The organism is Novosphingobium oxfordense, from assembly GCF_044029435.1.
In the GTDB taxonomy this organism is placed as follows: domain Bacteria; phylum Pseudomonadota; class Alphaproteobacteria; order Sphingomonadales; family Sphingomonadaceae; genus Novosphingobium.
Genome location: NZ_CP147008.1, coordinates 1,158,977 through 1,179,384 on the forward strand (window position 1 = coordinate 1,158,977; position 20,408 = coordinate 1,179,384).

General features: G+C 64.7%; 15 protein-coding genes. 12 read left to right on the forward strand and 3 right to left on the reverse strand.

What is annotated here, in order from left to right:
- Window positions 1-223: 223 nt before the first annotated feature.
- Both WBP07_RS27975 and WBP07_RS27980 read right to left on the reverse strand, forming a co-directional pair.
- Complete coding sequence (locus WBP07_RS27975) at window positions 224-1,480, reverse strand: dipeptidase (protein ID WP_395398215.1); 1,257 nt, start codon at window positions 1,478-1,480, stop codon at window positions 224-226.
- On the reverse strand, window positions 1,480-2,172 hold the full coding sequence (locus tag WBP07_RS27980; RefSeq protein ID WP_395398216.1) for a helix-turn-helix domain-containing protein: 693 nt from the start codon (window positions 2,170-2,172) through the stop codon (window positions 1,480-1,482). The genes WBP07_RS27975 and WBP07_RS27980 overlap by 1 nt, the downstream gene beginning before the upstream one ends.
- 127 nt (window positions 2,173-2,299) lie before the next feature.
- On the opposite strand from WBP07_RS27980, the gene WBP07_RS27985 reads away from it, so the two are divergent.
- From WBP07_RS27985 to WBP07_RS28040, 12 genes are all read left to right on the forward strand, one after another.
- Complete coding sequence (locus tag WBP07_RS27985) at window positions 2,300-4,333, forward strand: serine hydrolase domain-containing protein (RefSeq protein ID WP_395398217.1); 2,034 nt, start codon at window positions 2,300-2,302, stop codon at window positions 4,331-4,333.
- Window positions 4,333-5,331, forward strand: a complete 999-nt coding sequence (locus WBP07_RS27990; RefSeq protein WP_395398218.1) for a dipeptide epimerase — start codon at window positions 4,333-4,335, stop codon at window positions 5,329-5,331. The genes WBP07_RS27985 and WBP07_RS27990 overlap by 1 nt, the downstream gene beginning before the upstream one ends.
- On the forward strand, window positions 5,328-6,590 hold the full coding sequence (locus tag WBP07_RS27995) for a peptide MFS transporter (protein WP_395398219.1): 1,263 nt from the start codon (window positions 5,328-5,330) through the stop codon (window positions 6,588-6,590). The genes WBP07_RS27990 and WBP07_RS27995 overlap by 4 nt, the downstream gene beginning before the upstream one ends.
- 93 nt (window positions 6,591-6,683) lie before the next feature.
- On the forward strand, window positions 6,684-8,915 hold the full coding sequence (locus tag WBP07_RS28000) for a TonB-dependent receptor (protein ID WP_395398220.1): 2,232 nt from the start codon (window positions 6,684-6,686) through the stop codon (window positions 8,913-8,915).
- Window positions 8,916-8,972: 57 nt separating this feature from the next.
- Complete coding sequence (locus WBP07_RS28005) at window positions 8,973-9,986, forward strand: DUF1611 domain-containing protein (RefSeq protein ID WP_395398221.1); 1,014 nt, start codon at window positions 8,973-8,975, stop codon at window positions 9,984-9,986.
- 13 nt (window positions 9,987-9,999) lie between these two features.
- On the forward strand, window positions 10,000-11,100 hold the full coding sequence (locus tag WBP07_RS28010; protein WP_395398222.1) for a hypothetical protein: 1,101 nt from the start codon (window positions 10,000-10,002) through the stop codon (window positions 11,098-11,100).
- Between the two features lie 8 nt (window positions 11,101-11,108).
- Window positions 11,109-12,704 carry a serine hydrolase gene (locus tag WBP07_RS28015; protein ID WP_395398223.1) on the forward strand — a complete coding sequence of 532 codons (1,596 nt, stop codon included), beginning with the start codon at window positions 11,109-11,111 and terminating at the stop codon, window positions 12,702-12,704.
- Entirely contained in the window at window positions 12,701-14,434 is a 1,734-nt protein-coding gene (locus WBP07_RS28020; RefSeq protein ID WP_395398224.1) for an amidohydrolase family protein, read from the forward strand. The genes WBP07_RS28015 and WBP07_RS28020 overlap by 4 nt, the downstream gene beginning before the upstream one ends.
- 168 nt (window positions 14,435-14,602) lie before the next feature.
- The gene (locus tag WBP07_RS28025; protein ID WP_395398225.1) at window positions 14,603-15,409 is read left to right on the forward strand and encodes an SDR family NAD(P)-dependent oxidoreductase; all 807 of its coding nucleotides are present in this window, start codon (window positions 14,603-14,605) and stop codon (window positions 15,407-15,409) included.
- A gap of 11 nt (window positions 15,410-15,420) precedes the next feature.
- On the forward strand, window positions 15,421-16,476 hold the full coding sequence (locus WBP07_RS28030) for a hypothetical protein (protein ID WP_395398226.1): 1,056 nt from the start codon (window positions 15,421-15,423) through the stop codon (window positions 16,474-16,476).
- A 554-nt stretch (window positions 16,477-17,030) separates the two neighbouring features.
- Window positions 17,031-19,334 (forward strand): catecholate siderophore receptor Fiu, encoded by a 2,304-nt coding sequence (locus tag WBP07_RS28035; protein WP_395398227.1) that lies wholly within the window; start codon window positions 17,031-17,033, stop codon window positions 19,332-19,334.
- A 72-nt stretch (window positions 19,335-19,406) separates the two neighbouring features.
- Window positions 19,407-20,084: a Fe2+-dependent dioxygenase gene (locus WBP07_RS28040; protein ID WP_395396524.1), complete on the forward strand. Its 678-nt coding sequence runs from the start codon at window positions 19,407-19,409 to the stop codon at window positions 20,082-20,084.
- An 85-nt stretch (window positions 20,085-20,169) separates the two neighbouring features.
- Here the strand turns inward: WBP07_RS28040 and WBP07_RS28045 are convergent, their stop codons facing one another.
- Window positions 20,170-20,382, reverse strand: coding sequence for a hypothetical protein (locus WBP07_RS28045; RefSeq protein WP_395396525.1), 213 nt, complete (start codon window positions 20,380-20,382; stop codon window positions 20,170-20,172).
- Window positions 20,383-20,408: the final 26 nt, after the last annotated feature.

A 20,408-nucleotide genomic window follows, 5' to 3' on the forward strand; every position in this document is an offset into this window, starting at 1 on the left:
CCGGTTTGAGCGGGGCGTGGCTTCGGCGCCGGCTTTCGCAAGCTGATCGCAGCCGCAGACGGCAGGGGCATGCGCGTGCTCGGCGGAACGATTACACTAGAGCGTTTTCTAATCAGGTGGAATCACCTGATGACTCGGAAAACGCGGAAAACCAAAACCTTAGAGCAGTTGATCCGATGCAATCGGATCGGAAACTGCTTTAGGTCGAGGCCGGCACGCCCCGTCAGGTGGACGGCGCGGCGGCGACCCGTTCGGCGGCTTCCATCACGCGCAGCACATTGCCGCCGGCCAGCTTGGCGATATCCGCATCGCTCCAGCCCCGGCGCATCAATTCGGCCAGCAGTGCCGGATAAGTCGAAACGTCGCCCAGCCCGCGCGGCAGTTCGTTGCCCACCCCGTCGTAGTCCGAACCGATGCCGACGTGATCGACACCGGCGATCCTGGCGATGTGTTCGATGTGATCGGCCACTTCGCCCAACGCCACGGGCGGCTTCGGATGGGCCTTCAGCCATGCGGCATAGTCGGCCGCCGCCTTGTCTGGCTGGCCGATGTCGAGGCCGCCGTAGGGCGGCGAATTGAGGCGGATCTTCTCCGCCGCCGCATCTGCCGACCAGTGGCGATAGGCGTCCGACACGTAGAGCGAGGCGTAGTTCACCATCACCACGCCGTCATGCGCGGCGATCAGGCGCAGCACATCGTCGGAGACGTTGCGCGGGTGGTCGTTGATGGCGCGCGCGCTGGAGTGCGAGAAGATCACCGGCGCCTTCGACGTGGCGATGGCATCGCGCATCACCGCCTCGCTCACGTGGCTCACGTCCACCAGCATCCCCAGCCGGTTGAGTTCGAGCACGACCTGCTTGCCGAACGGCGTCAGCCCGTTGTGTTCGGGATTGTCGGTGGCGGAATCAGCCCAGGCGATGTTGCGCGAGTGCGTCAGCGTCAGGTAACCGGCCCCCAGTGCGGCATAGCTGCGCAGGACGGAGAGGCTGCCGTCGATCTGCCCGCCACCCTCGACCCCGATCATCGAGGCGATGCGGCCCGCCGCATGGGCCTTGCGTACGTCATCCGCCGTGCGCGCCAGCGCGAAGGTATCGGGATAGCGCGCGACGATAGAGCGGACGAGGTCGATCTGCTCCAGCGTCTCGACCACCTGCTGGTCGCCCGGCAGGTCGGGTGATACCCAGACCGACCAGAACTGGCCGCCCAGCAGGCCCTTGCGCAGCCGCGTGACGTCCGTGTTGTAATGCGCGGGGTTCGCCGAAAGGTCGCGCAGGTCCATGGTCCAGCGCTTGTCGCCTTCGGTTTCGCGCAGCATTTCCGGCCAGTCGTTGTGCCCATCGATCAGCGGCGTGGTGCGCAGCACATTCTCTACCCGCGCCGCATAGTCGGCGGCCGGCTTGGCAGCGGTCTTGGCGGAAGCGGCGGAGAGCGAGGTGGATGCGAGCAGAAGGGTCGAGAGCAGTACAGTGGCAGCGCGCATCACTTCACCTTTTTCTTGCGGGAGGGGCGGGTGGCAGGGCCATCTTCGTTGGCGGGAATGGCATTCTGCCGCTGTTCTTCATGGATATGCAGCATGGCTTCCATCAGCGTGTCGTCCGAACTGGACATCACGCCCAGCACTTCCGCCTCATCGCAGCCTTCGGCCGCCAGATAGGCGTGGCCCATGCTGGAATCGATGTAGAGCGACTGGCCGGCTTCCAGCGTGATGCGGTCGTAGAATTCGGTTTCGACGACGATGCTGCCGCTCAGCACGTAGATGAATTCCTCGCCCGAATGGCGCACCAGTTCGCCGAACTGCTCCGCCGATCGCGCGCGGATCTTGGTGATCACCGGGATCATCCGCTTCCGGCGAAGCTCTGTGCAGAGATAGTAGTAGTCGTAGTTGGCCGTCTCGACGCGGACCGAATGGGCGATATCGCCGATGCTGCGCCGCGCGGTAACGGGCTGGGCGGCGTCTTCTCCTTCTTCCGCGAAAAGTTCGGACATGCGCATGCCCAGCCGCTGGCCCAGCAGCTGGAGCTTGTCGTAAGTCAGCGTAAGCCGGTCATGCTCAACCTTGGAGAGGGTGGAGACGGGGATTCCGCTCCGCGCGCTCATTTCCTTCAGCGTCCATCCTTCCCGCGCGCGGAGGCCGCGCAGCAGTGCTCCGAGCGTCGACGGAGTATCGGGCAAACTGGATTCCTTTCAGCCCATTGACGAATTTTCCAATCAGGATAACAATCACCCAATTGGAGAAACTTTCCCCAACTGTATCGACGCATCGCGTCGCGCGCAACGGGGATACGAAAGGGTGGGGCCAATGAACCGGGGACGTACGAAGGGAATTCTCGCAGCAGGGTTGATCGCCACGCTGACCGCCGCTGGCGCGATGGTGACGGCGCAAGTGCCCACCGACAAGCCGCTTTCCACTGCGAAGACGGTGCTGCCGGCCGACAGCGCCAAGTCGACCGCACCCGCGGCCAACGCCGCTGGCGGACGGGAACTGAACGCCACCGACGTCGACGCCTGGCTCGATGGCTACATGCCCTTCGCCCTGCGCTCCAATGACATTGCAGGTGCCGTTGTGACCGTGGTCAAGGACGGTCAGGTCATCGCCGCGCGCGGTTATGGCTATGCCGATATCGCGCACCGCAAACCGGTCGATCCCGCCACCACGCTGTTCCGGCCCGGCTCGGTATCCAAGCTGGTGACCTGGACCGCGGTGATGCAGCAGGTGGAAGCGGGCAAGATCGACCTCGACGCGGACATCAACACCTACCTCGATTTCAAGATCCCGCCCCGCAATGGCAAGCCGGTGACGATGCGCCAGATCATGACGCATACCGCCGGTTTCGAAGAGGCGATGAAGGACCTCATCACCGACAAGCAGGACGGGCTGATCCCGCTGGGCACCTACCTCAAGCGCTGGACGCCGACGCGGATCTTCGATGCCGGAACCACGCCGGCCTATTCCAACTGGGCCACGTCGCTGGCCGGCTACGTGGTGGAGCGGACCTCCGGCATGGGGTTCGACGATTATGTCGAGGCGCACGTATTCCGGCCGCTGGACATGAAGACCGCCAGCTTCCGCCAGCCGCTGCCGGGCAACCTGAAGCCGCTGGTGGCGACGGGTTATCCGCGCGCATCTAAGGATGCGGAGCCGTTCGAAGTGGTGATCCCGGCACCGGCCGGCTCGCTCTCTGCCTCGGGCCTCGACATGGCGAAGTTCATGATCGCGCACCTGCAGAACGGCAAGGGACTGCTGAAGCCGGAAACGGCGACGACGATGCACAACAGCCCGCTGGACAAGGTCAATCCCGTCTCGCTGGTGCCCCCGCTGAACCGCATGGAACTGGGCTTCTTCGAAACCAATATCAACGGCCGCGAAGTCATCGGCCATCTGGGCGACACCAACAATTTCCACACTTCGCTGCACTTGTTCATGAACGAGGGCGTGGGTTTCTACGTCTCGTTCAACAGCGCGGGCAAGGAAGGCGGCGCGCATACCGTGCGCTTGCAACTGTTCCAGGATTTTGCCGACCGCTACTTCCCCTCCACCGTCAAGGACGGCCGCATCGATGGCAGGACGGCGGCCGAACATGCCAAGCTGATGACGGGCCTGTGGGAAAGCAGCCGCCGGGGAAGTTCCAACTTCGTCGACGTGCTGAACCTGTTCGGCCAGACCGAGGTGACGGTGGACAAGGACGGCGGATTGCTGGTGCCCTCGCTCACCTCGCCTGGCGGCGGCGTGCAGAAGTGGGACGAGATCGCACCGTTCGTCTGGCGCGATCACAACGGCCACGATCGCCTTGCCGCGCAAGTGGTGGGCGGCAAGGTCGTGCGCTGGAGCTTCGATCTGGTCGCGCCGTTCACCGTGTTCGACCGCGTGTCGGCATGGCGTTCCTCGGCATGGCTGAAGCCGGCGATCTACGCCAGTCTCGCGATCCTGCTGCTGACCTTCCTGTCGTGGCCGGTAGCCGCCTTCACCCGCTGGCGCTTCGCCGCCCCGCTGAAGGTGGAGGGCAAGGCCCGCATGGCCTATCGCGCCACCCGCCTTGGCGCACTGCTGACCTTGGCGGCGGCCGGCGGTTGGACCGCGTTCATCATCAGCGCCTTCTCCAACCTTTCGGTGCTGAGCGCGGCAAGCGACGGCATTCTCTGGTTCCTGAAGGGCGCCAGCGCGCTGGCCTTCTTCGGCATGGTGGCTGCTGCGGCGTGGAATGCCGTGCTCACCTGGCGTGACGGCCGCCGCTGGCCGGCCAAGACCTGGAGCGTGCTGGTCGTGTTGGCCGCGCTGGTTCCGCTCTACGTCGCGCTGGTCTTCCATCTGCTCGTACCCTCGGTGATGTACTGATGCTGCGGCTTGAGGTTGAGACCGACACGCTGCGGCTGGCCGAGCCGTTCCGCATCGCGGGCTACGTCTTCGAAACGGCCGACGTCCTTGTCGTCACGCTGGATGACGGCACGCATCGCGGGCACGGGGAGGCGGCCGGGGTCTATTACCTCGGCGACGATCTCGCACATATGCGCGCCCAGATAGAAGGCGCGCGGGCGGCGATCGAGGCCGGGCCGAGCCGGGAGGAACTGCGCACGATCCTGCCGCCCGGCGGCGCCCGCAATGCGGTGGACGCGGCGCTGTGGGAACTGGAAGCCGCCCGCGCCGGCAAGCCCGTCTGGGCACTGGCCGGGCTGGCGGAAGCGCCCAAGGCCATCGTCACCACCTTCACGGTAAGCGCCGATACGCCCGAGGCGATGGCGGCCAAGGCGACCAGCTACACGGGCGCGCGTTCGATCAAGGTCAAGCTGACCGGCGAAGTCGAACTGGATCTGGCGCGCGTCGCCGCGATCCGTGCGGCACGGCCCGATGTCTGGCTGGGTGTGGACGGCAACCAAGGCTTCAAGCGCGCCGATCTTGACGCGTTGGTGGCGGCCCTTGTCGAAAGCGGCGTGGCGCTGCTGGAACAGCCGCTGGCGCGCGGGGCGGAGGCGGAACTGGAAGGTTTCGTCTCGCCGGTGCCGATCGCCGGGGATGAAAGCCTGATCTGCCTTGCCGACGTGGCCGGCGCGAAAGGCCGGTTCGACGTCGTCAACATCAAGCTCGACAAGTGCGGCGGGCTGACCGAGGGTTTGCTGATGGCCGCCGAGGCGCGCCGGCTTGGGCTGGGCGTGATGGTCGGAACCATGGTCGGCACCAGCCTCGCCACAGCGCCCGGCTTCGTGCTGGGCCAGATCGCCGATCTGGTCGATCTCGATGGGCCGACTTTTCTTGAGCAGGACCGCCGGCCGTCGGTGACTTACGCCGACGGCACGCTCTTCGCCTCGGAAGAGGTCTGGGGTTCGGGCCGCGCATGACGGGACCGGCAGCGCGCACATGGTTTGGTCAGCCGCGCGGGCTGACCGTGCTGTTCCTCACCAACATGTGGGAACAGTTCTCCTACTTCGGCATGCGCGCGCTGCTGGTCTATTACATGACCCGCGAACTGTTGCTGGGGCAGGAAAAGGCCTCGGTCATCTACGGGATCTACACCGCCTGTGCCTATTTCACGCCGATCGTCGGCGGGGTGGTGGCGGACCGGTATCTCGGCAAGCGGCGGGCCATCGTCATCGGCGGATCGATCATGGCGCTGGGCCATTTCATGATGACGTTCGAGCCGCTGTTCTACCTCGCGCTCACCACCATCGCGCTGGGCAATGGGCTGTTCCTGCCCAGTCTGCCCAGCCAGATCGACGATCTTTACGAGCCCGGCGATCCGCGCGTGGGCTGGGCCTACAACGTCTACTACGTCGGCGTGAACATTGGCGGTTTTCTGGCGCCGCTGATCTGCGGGACGCTGGGCGAGTTGTACGGTTGGCACTGGGGCTTCGGCGCGGCGGGTATCGGCATGGTGCTGGGGCTGGGCATCTACCTCTGGGGCCAGCGCCACTTGCCCGAACAGGCGCGCCATCCGGTGGTGGAGCATCATGCACTGCCCCGCGCGCGCTTCCCGCGCAGCACCTTGCTGCTGCTGCTGGCCGTGGCGCTGTCCGTCACGGTGTTTCGCGGCGCCTACGAGCAAGTAGGCAATACCGTCGCGCTATGGGCGGACAGCGGCGTCGATCGCCACCTGGGCGCGTGGACGATCCCGATGACGTGGTTCCAGTCGCTCAATCCGCTGCTGGTCATGGCGATGACGCCGTCGTTGCTGGCCTTCTGGCGCCGCCGTGCGAAGGCGGGCGGCAGAGAGCGTCCCATCCGGCGCATGGCCATCGGCGCGCTGATCGTGGGCGGCGCCTATCTGCTGCTGGCCGGCATCGCGGCGACCGGCGGTACGGCCTATTGGCTGTGGCTGGCGCTATTCTTCGTGGTGCTGACGCTGGGCGAGCTGTTCATCCTGCCCACCGGCCTGGGCCTGTTTGCCCGCCTCGCGCCGGAGGGGCTGGGCGCCACCACCGTTGCCGCCTGGTACCTTGCGACTTTTGCGGGAAGCCTGTTCGCCGGGCTGATCGGCACGCTGTGGAGCGGCATGCCGCACGCGCTCTATTTCCTGTTGCTGGCGGTAATCGCGGCCGCCGCGGCGCTTTTGCTGGCGGCCATAGACCGGCGGGGAAACCGCTTTATCGAATCTGTTTGACAATTTTCTGATTAGGACAATAAATTTCTAATTAAGATGATTCAGGCCGGCGTTGACTGGCCCGGGCACCAGGGTTCTAGGGGGACACAGGCAATGAAAACGGTTCGGCTCGTTCTGTCGATGTCATGCAGCGCTGCCGCGCTGCTCACTGCCGGTGTCGCACGCGCCGATGAGGCGCCCGGCGGCGCGGTCACCGATCCCAGCGAAATCATCGTCACCGCACAGAAGCGCGCGCAAAACCTGGTCGACGTGCCGCAGGCAGTTTCCGTCGTCACCGGGGACGCGCTTGAGCGTAACGGCGCCGTGACCTTTCAGGACTATCTGAAGCTGGTTCCCGGCCTGCAGGTTTCGCAAAGCAACCCGGGCGAGGCGCGCGTGGTCCTGCGCGGCATCAACACTGGCGGTGCCACTGCCACGGTTGCCACGTATGTCGACGAAACACCGTTCGGGTCTTCCAGTGGCCTCGTGAACTCGGCCATTCTCTCCGGCGAACTCGATACTTTCGACGTTGCCCGGATCGAGGTTCTGCGCGGGCCGCAGGGCACGCTCTACGGCGCCAGTTCGCTGGGCGGCGTCATGAAGTTCGTGACCAACGAGCCGCAGACCGACGGCTTGGAAGCACGCGCGCGTGGCAGCGTGGAAAGCACCGATGGCGGCAAGGCATCCTACATGGGATCGGCGCTGGTCAACGTGCCGGTTTCCGACAATTTCGCGATCCGCGCCTCCGGCTTCTATCGCAGCTACGGCGGCTTTATCGATTCCATCGGCACCGGCGGTTCGGACCTGGCGAAGAACATCAACGATACGCTGAGCTATGGTGGCCGCGTTTCCGCGCTGTTCAAGCCCAGCGATGCCTTCTCCATCCGGCTGACCGCGATCCTCCAGAACCTGGACAGCGACGCGGCCAGCGTGGTGGAGGCCGATCCGGCGCGCCTGACGCCGCTCTACGGCGGCCTCACCCAGTCGCAGTTCGTGCCCGAATTCACCAATATCGCCTACCGGCTCTACAACGGCACCGTCGCGGCCGATCTCGGTTTCGCGGATCTGCTTTCGACCACCAGCTACAGCACCCTGAAGGAACACCTGCGCGACGATTACACCGTGCAGTACGGAACCTTGCTGGGGCTCTACGATCCGGTCACCGGCACTGCCGCTGCCGACATCGGGCTGACCCAGAACACCAATGTGGAGCGCGTGACCCAGGAACTGCGCCTGTCGTCCAAGGGCGAGGGCATGTTCGAATGGATGGTCGGCGGCTACTACAACCATGAAAAGGGCGCGATCCTGCAGCTGCTGCAGGTCTACGACGCCGGCACCACTACGCCAATGACCGGCTTCCCGCTGCTGGCCGACATCTTCCTGCGCTCCAAGTACGAGGAGTTCGCCGGCTTCGCGAACGGTACGCTGCATCTGGGTGACCGTTTCGACTTCACGTTCGGCGGCCGCTACAGCCATAATAGCCAGAGCGCGTCGCAGGGCGGCGAAGGCCTGCTGGCGGCGGACGCGCTGAGCGCGAAGTCCAAGGAAGGCGTGTTCACCTGGTCGGCCGCCCCCAAGTTCAAGTTGAGCAAGAGCGCGGCGATCTACGCCCGCGTCGCAAAGGGCTTCCGTCCCGGCGGCCCCAACCTGATCCCGCCGGGCGCGCCTGCCGGCACGCCGTCCACCTACAATTCGGACTCGCTGATCAGCTACGAACTGGGCGTGAAGGCGGAAACGGCTGACAAGACGTTCTCCATCGACATTGCCGCCTTCCATATCGACTGGAAGGACATCCAGTTGCTGGCAGTGGTCAACGACTATGGCGTCAACACCAATGGCGGCTCGGCCAAGAGCGACGGCTTTGAATTCACCGCCAGCCTGCATCCGCAGCGCGGGCTGACCTTCTCGCTGAACGGCGCCTATACCCACGCGCGCCTTACGGCGGACACCGATCCGCTGCTGGTCGGCGGCAGCAAGGGCGATGCCCTGCCCTTCGTTCCCAAGTGGAACATCAGCCTGAACGGCGATTACGAATGGTCGGTCGGCAAGGATGCATCGGCGTTCATCGGCGGATCGATTCGCACACTCAGCCAGCAGAGCGGCAATTATAACCCGACCTACCTCGCCACCTTCGGGCGGCAGATCACCTTGCCCGCCTATGACGTGATAGACTTGCGCGCGGGCCTGGATTTCGGCCGTTTCTCAGTCACCGCCTATGCCAAGAACCTGGGCAACAGCAAGGGCCTGATCAGCGCGGACTACACCGGTGGCTATCCCAACGGCGCCGCCGGCGTCGGCGTGATCCGCCCGCGCAGCTTCGGCCTTACTCTCGATGCCAAGATCTGAGATCCTGTTTTCATGACGAATTCCGCAATGTCCGTGGGGGGCCGCGAGGGGAGTGTGATGCTGACGCACGCACTTCCCTCGCCTTACCTGCTGTTTCTGGGCGATACGACCGTTTCCGGCTTCGCGAAGACCGCTTTCGGCCTGCGCGATTGGGCGGGCGATCGCTGCATCGGCGAATTTGCCTTGCCAGCCGCCACCGTCAGCACCGGCCTTGCGCGGCTGACCCCGCAAGAGGCGGCCGCGCGCGGCGCCAAGGCCATGGTCATCGGCGTCGCCAATCAGGGTGGGATAATCCCCGATAGCTGGATGCCGGCACTGCTGGACGCGCTGCAGGCCGGGCTGGACCTTTTCGCCGGCATGCACGCCCGCATGGCCGATATTCCGGCGCTGCGCGATACGGCGGCACGGCTGGGGCGCGGCTTGCACGACTTGCGTACGCCGCCGGCGGGATTGCCGATCGCCAGCGGGCACAAGCGTTCGGGCCGCCGGATCCTCACTGTCGGCACCGATTGTGCGCTGGGCAAGAAATACACCGCGCTGGCCATCGCGCGGGGACTTTCCGCACGCGGACTGGACGCCAGCTTCCGCGCCAGCGGGCAGACCGGCATCATGATCGCGGGTGAAGGGCTGGCGCTGGACGCCGTGGTGGCGGACTTTGCGGCCGGCGCCGCCGAACTGCTCAGCCCGGCCGCCGCGCCCGATCATATCGACGTGATCGAGGGGCAGGGGTCGCTGTTCCATCCCGCCTATGCGCCGGTTTCGCTGGCGCTGCTGTTGGGCAGCCAGCCGGACCTGTTCGTGGTCTGCCACGAACCGGGCCGCACCGCGATCCTGGGCCATGCGCATTATCCGGTGCCGTCGATCTCCGAAGTGATCGAGCAGACGGTGATGGCCGGCAAGCTGACCAATCCGGCGATCCGTTGCGCCGGGATCAGCCTGAACACCGGCGCATTGTCCGAAGCCGAAGCCGCGCGCGTCATCGCCGAAACCGCACAGGGGATGGGCCTACCGGCGGCGGATCCGATGCGCGGCGGGCAAGCCTTCGAACAACTGCTCGACGCCTGCTACTGATGGAGATGCAGGAGTGAGCCGCGCCGCTGACCGCTTTCGCCGCTTCCTCCTGCCAGGCCTTGCCTTCAAGGCCGTGATCATCGGTGGCGGCTACGCCACCGGGCGGGAGATCGCACAGTTCTTCCTGCCCTCCGGCCCTTGGGGCGGGCTGGCGGCGATGGCACTGGCGATGGCGATCTGGTCGATCGTGGCCGCCGCAACTTTCCGCTTGGCCCATGCGATGGGCGCGCGGGATTACCGTCATTTCTTCGAAGCGCTGCTGGGCCGCGGCTGGGTGCTGTTCGAGATCACCTATGCGGTCTTCATCGTATTGATCCTTGCCGTGTTCGGTGCGGCGGCAGGCGCCATCGCGGCGGCCACGCTGGGCGTTCCGCCCTTGCTGGGCACGCTGGCGCTGATGTTCGCGATCGTGGCCTGCGTTGCCTTCGGGAATCGCGGGGTGGAGCGCGTCTTCCTCTGGGTGTCGATCCTGCTCTACGCGACCTATGCGGTGTTCTTCGTGCTGATCCTGTCGGGCACGGGGCAGGGCATCGCCAATGCCTTCCGTCATGCGCCCGCGCCTTCGGGCAACTGGGCAAGCGGCGGGGTGATCTATGCCGGGTACAACATCATCGGCGCGGTGATCGTGCTGCCGGTGACGCGCCATTTTCGCAAAGGCCGCGATGCGGTGATCGCCGGACTGCTGGCCGGCCCGCTGGCGATGATCCCGGCGCTGATCTTCTTCCTGGCGATGACCGCGTTCATGCCGGGCATTGCCGACGCGGTGCTGCCATCGGATTACATGCTGACCCGCCTCGGCCATCCGGCGTTCCACATCCTGTTCCAGTTCATGATCTTCACCGCGCTGCTGGAAAGCGGCACCGGAGCCGTCCACGCGGTCAACGAGCGGATCGCGCGCACCGGCGCCGTTCTCGGCCCGTGGCTGCGCGCCAGCACGGCGCTGGCCGTGCTCGCGCCCTGCATGTTGATCGCCGATCGCGTGGGCCTCGTAACGCTGATTGCGTCTGGATATTCCGCGCTCGCCTGGGCCTTGATCGCCCTTTACGTCGTTCCGCTGCTGCTGGTGGTCGTATTGCGCCGCCGGCCCGCCGCTCCTCTGGAGATCGCCCAGTGAGTATTAGAGTGACCGTCAGATCCGCTGTCTTGGGTGCTGTCCTGCTCGCCGCCGCCGCGCATCCCGCGCTTGCCGCACCGCCTGCGAACCTTGACGCGCGGATCGAGGAGATCCGCGAGAAGTCGGGTACGCCGGGCATGTCGGTGGCGATCGTCGAGCATGGGCAAGTGGTCTTCGCCAAGGGCTTCGGCGTGCGCAAGCTGGGATCGCCCGAGAAGGTGGATGCCGATACCCTGTTCATGATCGGCTCTACGGGCAAGGCATTCACCAGCGCCGCGCTGGCAAGGCTGGTCGATGCGGGCAAGCTGAACTGGGATGACAAGGTGATCGACCACCTGCCCGATTTCCGCATGTACAATTCCTGGGTCACGCGCGAGATGACCGTGCGCGATCTGCTGGTCCACCGCAGCGGGCTGGGGCTTGGCGCGGGCGATCTGCTGATGGTGCCGCGCGGCAAGCTTTCGCGGGCGGAGATCGTCAAGCGGCTGCGCTACATCAAGCCGGCCACCAGCTTCCGCTCCGCCTATGCTTACGACAACATCCTCTACATCGTGGCGGGCGCGGTGATCGAGTCCGTCAGCGGGCAAAGCTACGAAGACTTCATGCGGGACGAGGTCTTTAAGCCCGCCGGCTTGCCCGACGCCACCGCCGACATGGCCATCCAGCTTTCCACGCCGGACCGCGCGCAGCCGCATGCCCGCTATGGCGAGGCGGTGCGCGGTACCGGGCCGATGAAGCTGCTGGATGAGCGTGACCGGCTGGGCCAGGCCGGCGCGCCGGCGGGGCTGCTGGCTGCCAGCGCCAACGATCTGGCGCGCTGGCTGCAGATCCAGCTGGCCCATGGCGCCTTGCCGGATGGCAAGGGCCGCCTCTTCAGCGAAGCCGCCGGACGCGAGATGTGGACGCCGGTGACGCCGATCCCGATTTCCCCGATGCCCGCGCCGATTTCCGGCATCACGCCGGGCTACGATGCCTATGCGCTGGGCTGGGAAGTGCGCGACTACAAGGGCGCCAAGCTGGTCTGGCATTCGGGCGGCCTGTTCGGGTTCACCACCATCGTCGTCATGATCCCCGATCGTGACGTGGGCTTTGCCATCACCGTGAACAGCGAGGAACTCGAACCCCGCATGGGCCTGATGTACGAGTTGATCGATCATTACATCGGCCAGCCCGCGCAGGATTGGCCCAGCCGCTTTGGCGAATTCCGCAAGACCCGCATTGCCGGTGCCCTCGCGGCCGTGCAGCAGAAAAGCGCCGCGCCGGCCAAAGTCGGCCCGTCGCTGGCTTTGGCGCGCTATGCCGGCAGCTACGCCGATCCGTGGTACGGCACGCTGAAAGTCACGCAGGACGGCAGAGGGCTGGCGGTCGACTTCACGACCACGCCGGGCATGACCGGCAAGCTGACGCATTATCAGTACGATACCTTCATAGCGAAGTTCGATGATCCGGCGATCGAGCCCGCCTATCTCACCTTCAACCTCGATGCCGACGGCAAGGTTTCGCAGATCACGGCCAAACCGGTCTCGCCCATTGCCGACTTCAGCTTCGACTATCAGGACCTGCTGTTCACGCCGCAACCTCCCGCCACGGAGCCTGGCCGATGAAGCGCGCGCTGCTGGCGCTGGCTTTTTCGGGCGTATCGCTCGCTCTGATCGGCGCCGCGCCGCCAAAGCCTTCGGAGCCGTATGACCTTATCGTCCGGGGCGGCACGATCTATGACGGTTCGGGCGGCATCCCGTTCCGGGGTGACCTAGCCATACGCGGCGACCGCATCGTTGCGGTGGCGGCCCATGTCGATGGCCCGGCAAAGGCCGAGATCGACGCCAGCGGCAAGGCAGTGTCGCCCGGCTTCATCAACATGTTGGCCCATCCCGAACAGAGCCTGCTGATCGACGGGCGCGCGCTGTCCGACCTGGCGCAGGGCGTGACGCTGGAGGTCATGGGTGAAATCTCGATGGGCCCGTTGAGCCCGGCGATGAAGAAGGACATGATCGACCAGCAGGGCGACTATCACTACGATGTCGACTGGACCACGCTGGGCGAATATTTCCAGCGTTTGGAGGCACGGCCGATCGCGCCCAACGTCGCCTCTTTCGTCAGTGCCGGCACGGTGCGCGAAGCGGTGCTGGGCGCCAACGACGTTCAGCCCGACGCGGCGCAACTGGCCACCATGCAGCGCCTGGTGCGCGAAGCGATGGAGCAGGGCGCGCTGGGCCTTACCGATGCGCTGATCTACACCCCGGCCACTTTCGCCCATACCGACGAGTTGAAGGCGCTTGCCAAAGTCTCCGCCCAGTGCGGAGGTATCTACACCGTACACATGCGCAGCGAGGGCGACCGGATCGAGCAGGCGGTGCAGGAAACCATCGACATTGCCGAATATTCGGGCGCGCCGGCGGAAATCTATCACTTCAAACTGGCCGGACGCGACAACTGGGGCAAGTTCGACAGTGTCGTCGGCATGATCGAGGCGGCACGGGCACGCGGCACGCGCATCTCCGCGAACATGTACAACTATACCGCCGGTGCCACCGGCCTCGACGCGGCAATGCCGCCGTGGGTGCAGGCGGGCGGCTATCAGGCTTGGGCCGGGCGGCTGAAAGACCCGGCCACGCGCGCGAAAGTCGTTGCCGAAATGCGCACGGCGCACCCGGCTGACTGGGAAAACCTCTATGCCGGCGCGGGGCCGGAAGGCACGATCCTGCTCGCCTTCAAGAACCCGGCGCTGAAATCGCTGACCGGCAAGAGCCTTGCCGAAGTGGCCAAGATGCGCGGCAAGAGCCCGGAAGAGACGGCGATGGACCTCGTCGTAGAGGATGGCACGCGCGTCGGCGTCGCCTATTTCCTGATGAGCGAGGACAACGTACGCCGCTCCATCCGCCTGCCGTGGATGAGCTTCGGATCGGACGAGGAAGCCCCCGCGCCGGAAGGCGTGTTCCTGCTCTCCAAGCACCATCCGCGCGCCTACGGTAACGTCGCGCGGCTGTTGGGGCACTATGTCCGCGATACGAAGGACCTGACGCTGGCCGAAGCGGTACGCAGGCTCACCAGCCTTCCGGCGGACAACCTTTCGCTCGGTGATCGGGGGCGGTTGAAGCCGGGCATGTTCGCCGACGTGGTCGTGTTCGATCCCGCTACGATTACCGACCACGCGACCTACGATCAGCCCGAGCAACTTTCGACCGGGGTGAGCGACGTGATCGTCAACGGCCGCTTCGCCCTGCGTGGCGGCAAGGCCACCGGCGCTGCCACCGGCCGCATCGTGCGTGGTCGCGCGGCCCAACCCGGCGGCAGTTGCCGGGCCAGCGCTGCCGACTGGAAGTGGCGTTCCTAACCCGTAATGCAGGGCCGCCTTTATCCCTGATGCGGATGGTTCGGGACCCCATTCCATAAGTCCTTCAAGCATACCGCCGCCTGAGGCGTGAAACGCCGATCCCCATATGGGAATGGCGCACCACCCCGCCTTGCCGTCTCTCTTGCGGCAAGAACGGGAGAGTGATGAATGGACCTCAATCTCAAGGGCCGTCGTGCCCTGGTGACCGGGAGCAGCAGCGGCATAGGCGAGGCGATCGTGCGGATGCTCGCCGAAGAGGGCGCCGAGGTCGTCGTTCATGGGCGCAATCGCGAACGGGCCGAAGCGGTCGCGCGCGCGGTCGGTGCCGCAGGCATCGCCATCGGCGAACTTTCCGAGGATGGCACTGCCCAGTCGGTTTATGCCGAGGCGGTCGCCGCTCTGGGCGGCAATGTGGAGATCCTGATCAACAATGCCGGCGGGAATGCGGAAGGCAACTCCTCCAAGCCGCCTGTCGAGATCGATGCCGCCGATTTCCTTTCCAACTACCGCGCCAACACGCTGGGCGCCGTCCAGCTATGCCAGCTCTGCGTGCCGGACATGGTGGCAAACCGTTTCGGACGGATCGTCAATGTGTCGAGTGCGGTCGCGATGCAGCCCAATTATGTGGGCGCGGATTATTCCGCCGCGAAAGCAGCGCTCAACAACTACACCGTAAGTCTGGCCGGATCGCTTCGCGGCGTGGGCGTGACGGCCAACATCCTCACGCCCGGCATCATCATGGTAGATGGCTTGCTGCGCTTCGGCCGCGAGAAGTTCGGCGACCCGGACATGAGCTTTGACGAGGTTTGCCAGCGTTTCGGCGAGGCGAAAGTGTTCAACATTCCGCCCGTGGGCCGTGTCGGCAAACCTTCGGAACTGGCGATGGTGGCCTGCCTGCTCGCCAGCCCGCTCTCCGGTTTCATTACCGGCGCCAATTATCGCGTCGACGGCGGCCAAAGCCGCGGCCTGAACTGAGGAAAGTCACCATGGCTGAGAAGACCTACCGCGTCATCCAGTGGGCCACCGGCACCGTCGGCAGTGCGGCGCTGAAACACTTCATCGAAAATCCGGTGATCGAGCTGGTCGGCGTCTACGTCACCAATCCCGAGAAGGTCGGCAAGGATGCGGGCGAACTGGTCGGCCTGCCGCCAACGACCGGCGTTGTTGCGACCGACGATGTCGACGCGATCCTCGCAATGGAGGCGGACGCGGTGCTGTTCGCGCCCAGCATGATGACCCCGCCGCTTGAGCAGGTCTGCCAACTGCTGGCCTCCGGCAAGAACGTGGTCTCGCCCGCGGGACCGTTCCTTCCCAACAAGTGGCTGCCTGAGGAGACGGCGCGGATCGAGGCGGCGTGCCGTGAAGGGCAGGTCTCGTTCCACGGCTGCGGCATCCATCCCGGTTTTTCGGGCGATATCCTGCCATTGACGCTCGCGCGGCTGATGAGCCGGGTAGACTGCATCGAAGTGGCGGAGATCATCGACAAGGTGCGCAATCCCATGATCTACACAGAGATCATGGGATTCGGCGCCGATCCGGAAGAGCTGCTGGCAAATCCGCGCCGCTCGCCCGAAACCTACAAGCACTTCTACTCCAGCATGGCGATGATCGCCGCCGGCCTGGGCAAGGAGATCGAGAAGGTCACCGTAAAGTTCGAGGTGGCGACGGCACTGACCGATATCCAGCACCGCTATGGCGAGGTGAAGGCTGGCACCGTGGGGGGGCAGCACTACGAATGGACGGCTTGGTGCGAAGGCGCGCCGCTGATCGTCTACCACTTCTACTGGCAGCTTGGGCACGAGATCGACCCGGTCTGGGAAGAGGGAGAGGCCAAGTACCGCGTGCGGATCAAGGGGGAGCCGCCGCTCGAATGCCATCTGATGGCCACGCAGGACGACGATGGCCGCCACCCGTTCCTGGGCCTTCCGTGGACGGGGCTGGTCGGTGCAACCGCAATTGCGGGCGTGTGCGACGCCGCTCCGGGGATCGTCACCCATCTCGATCTGGGCGTGGTTCAGCCCAAGGGATTGGTCCGGCGCTGAAGCCTGGCTGTACCGGCGGCGATAGCCGGGGGACGATTGAGGGTGGGCGTTCCGGGGCGTGAGCCTTCTGGATTTGCAGAGGCCCGCAGCCAAGTCTGTCCTATATGGAAAAGTGCGAGCATCGGGACGCGGATGCGCTCCCCGATGCGCTCGCCCCCCAATACACTCGCCCCTTGCTTGTATCGATTGCGGGCTGGCGATTTCCAGCGTCGCGGCATGGGACATCCTGTGCGTTTCAGCCCGTTTCTCGTCTGGGCTGTGGCCCTCTGCGTGCGCACCGATCCAGTACATTCCGGCCACGGGCTATTTGACGGACATCACGCCGTCCTTACCCGCCTGCCATACCCATCGAGCTAGATCCAGCGACCGCCTGACGCCGCAATGCCAGAGCGAGCCGGCAGGCGGGAGCGCGATCCCCAGGGCCGAACATGTCGCTACTGCGATGCATTTGCGACACACCGTGATAAATTTCCTCAACCCCTCTTGCGGCTAACGAGAATCAGTCGCATTAGCGCCCGTCAAATTCGCCACGCTTTCGAAACAAGGGGGAAACAATGTCCATCTCACGTCTGCGCAGCTCTCTGGCTAGCGCTTCGCCCGCGTATCTCGCTCTCAGCTGTTTTGGCCTCGCTGCCTCGCCGGCGCTGGCGCAGGAGCAAAATACTGCGAATGAGAGCAAGCCCGCCCGTCTCGGTGGCGTGACGGTGACCGACACTGCGATCGACGACAGCATCAAGGTCGATCGCGCATCTTCGCCCAAGTTCACCCAGCCGCTGCAGGATACGCCGCAGACCATCCAGGTGATCAGCAAGGAGCTGTTCAACCAGCAGGGCGCGACCACGCTGACCGAAGTCCTGCGCAACACCCCGGGCGTCGGCACTTTCTACGCAGGCGAGAACGGCAACACCTCGACCGGCGATGCCGTCTACATGCGCGGCGTTGACAGCTCGGGCAGCATCTTCGTCGACGGCATTCGCGACATCGGCACAATCTCGCGCGATACCTTCAACACCGAACAGGTCGAAGTCGAAAAGGGCCCTGCCGGCACCGACAACGGCCGCACTTCGGCAGGCGGTTCGATCAACATGGTCTCGAAGCGCGCCAATATGGACACGGCGGTTTCCGGTACCGCCACCGTTGGCACGGACGGCCAGAAGCGCGGCACGGCGGACTTCAACCAGGCGATCGGCGGCATCCCCAACGCGGCCGTCCGCTTCAATGTGATGTGGCAGGACAGCGACGTTGCCGGCCGCGACCGTGTCAACAACAGCCGCGTCGGCATTGCGTCCTCGTTCGGGTTCGGGCTTGGCACGTCAACCCGCGCTTATCTGAACCTGATGTATGTCGATCAGAACAACATTCCGGACGGTTTCGTCCCCACGATCGGCATCAAGTACTGGCAGCCTCAGGCGGGTATCGAACAGCTTGCGGGCCATCCGGTGGATTCCACCAATTTCTACGGCACCCGTCAGGATCATGACGATGTGACCGCCAAGATGGCGACCTTCATTCTTGAGCATGACTTTTCCGACAATGTCAGGCTCACCAACAGTGCACGCTGGGGCCGGACCGATCAGGACTACCAGCTCACTTCGTTCATGACGACCGCGGCGAATATCAAGTGGACGGACATCAACGATCTGTCGACTTACACGATGGCCCGCAGCAACGTGAACCTGAAGGATATTTCCAACAAGATCCTGACCGACCAGCTCAACCTGCGGGCCGATTTCTCGACCGGGGCGATCGAGCACAACCTCAGCGTCGGTGTCGAATTCACCAGCGAGCAGCAGTATCAGCGGACCATGGCAGGCACCGGCACTTTGCCGCGCGCCAGCCTCTACGATCCCAACTGGAACGACACGAACACTTACGTCGCTTCCTATACGGGCGGCCACTCCAAGGGTAAGACGAATACCCAGTCGTTTTACGCCTTCGACACGGCGAAGTTCTTCGACGACATGCTGCTGGTGACCGGCGGCCTGCGCGTCGATCACTACAAGCTTACCTATTTCGTGAACGCGCCGTGCGCCACCGCCGCTGCCTGCGGCACTTCGACAACCGGCACGATCCTTCCGACCACCGACCTGAAGGACAAGGGCACGCTCTTCAACTGGAAGCTGGGCGCGGTGGTCAAGCCGATCCCGGCGGTCAGCCTCTATGTCAACTACGCGCTTTCGCAGCAGCCTCCGGGCGGTGCGAACTTCACGCTCAGCTCGGCATTGAACAACGCGGCCAACCCGAACATGGACCCGCAGAAGGCCGATACTTTCGAAGCCGGCGTGAAGTGGGGCGCGTTCGACGGCGCTCTTGCCGTAAACGCCGCCGTGTTCCGCACCAAGATCAGCAACGAGATCAACAACAACGATCTGGACGAAAACGGCAATCCCACCCAGACCGGCAAGAAGCGGGTCCAGGGCGTGGAGCTGTCGGTCGTGGGTAACGTAACGCCGGAATGGCAGCTCTCGGGCGGCTATACGTATCAGGACGCCAAGGTCATCAATGGCCCCGACGTGGCGCAGGATGGCACGAACTACATCACCTACACGCCAAAGAATGCGGCAACGCTGTGGACCACCTACAGCTTCCCGTTCGGCATTCAGGCGGGCGGCGGCGTTCGCTATGTCAGCGGGCTGCACCGCGGTACCGACGGCGCCGTCGGCACGCCCGTGAAGACCGATGGCTACACGGTGGTCGACGCGATCCTGTCCTACGCGCTTACGCAGAACATCAAGCTGCGCGCCAACGCCTACAACCTGTTCGACAAGCACTACGTTCAGGCGATCAACAAGAGCGGCTACCGCTATACCCCCGGAACGCCGCAGACGTTCCTGTTCAGCGCCGACTTCCAGTTCTAAGAACGGGTCGGTCAAACAATTGGCAGCGGAAGAGGCCTCTTCCGCTGCCAAGTTCTTTTGCGGATTATCGGCATGCTGTTGCACATCCCCCAGATTCTGACGCCAGAGGAAGTCGCCGAGTTTCGGCGCCGGCTAGAAGAGGGGGACTGGACCGACGGGCGCGAGACCGTGGGCGCGCAAGGCGCCGAAGTTAAGCGCAACGAGCAACTGCGCGACACCTCGCCGCTCAAGGCCGAATTGGGCGATGCGGTGCTGCGCGCGCTCAGGCGCAGCCCGCTGTTCTTCGCGGCGGCTCTGCCCCGGCGAATATTGCCGCCGCGCTTCAACCGCTATGCCGGCGGCGGCGAATACGGTTTCCACGTCGACGGCGCGGTCATGAGCCTTGGGCCCGATGAGCAGATGCGGTCCGACATATCCTGCACGTTGTTCCTGAACGATCCCGAGGAATACGACGGTGGGCGTCTCGTCGTCAGCGACACGTACGGGGAACACGTCATTGCCGAACGGGCTGGCGATGCGGTGATCTACCCGTCCAGCAGCCTGCACCGGGTGGAGCCTGTTACGCGCGGAGTGCGGTTGGCATCCTTCTTCTGGGTGCAGAGCCTGGTACGCGACGATGCGACGCGGCGCATCCTGTTCGAACTGGATACCTCGATCCAGAAACTGACGGTGGACGGGGCAGATCGCGATGCGGTGCTGCAACTGACCAGCGTCTATCATAATCTGCTGCGCCGCTGGTCGGAGTGCTGAGTATTCGCGAGCACGCCTTCAACACCGGTGCCGACTTGCTTGATGCACAAGCATCCGCCAGCACGAAGCAGATCTCCGTGGCGGCTTAATCCGTAACTTTCGATGCAAGGCGTTCCTGCGCCGGAAGCGCAGTCGCCGTAACGGTCATGCGCGCAAGCAGGATTGGCCGGGCGTCACCCCCGAATGCCGCTTCGGCGACAGGCCGAGCGAGAGTCGTTTCGGGCCCGATCGTCCCCACGCCCATGAAGATCGCGGCGGAACTTGCAAGTGCGGCCGGAATTCCAAGTAAGCGAACCATGACTGCGTACCTCCCGTTGTCGGGAC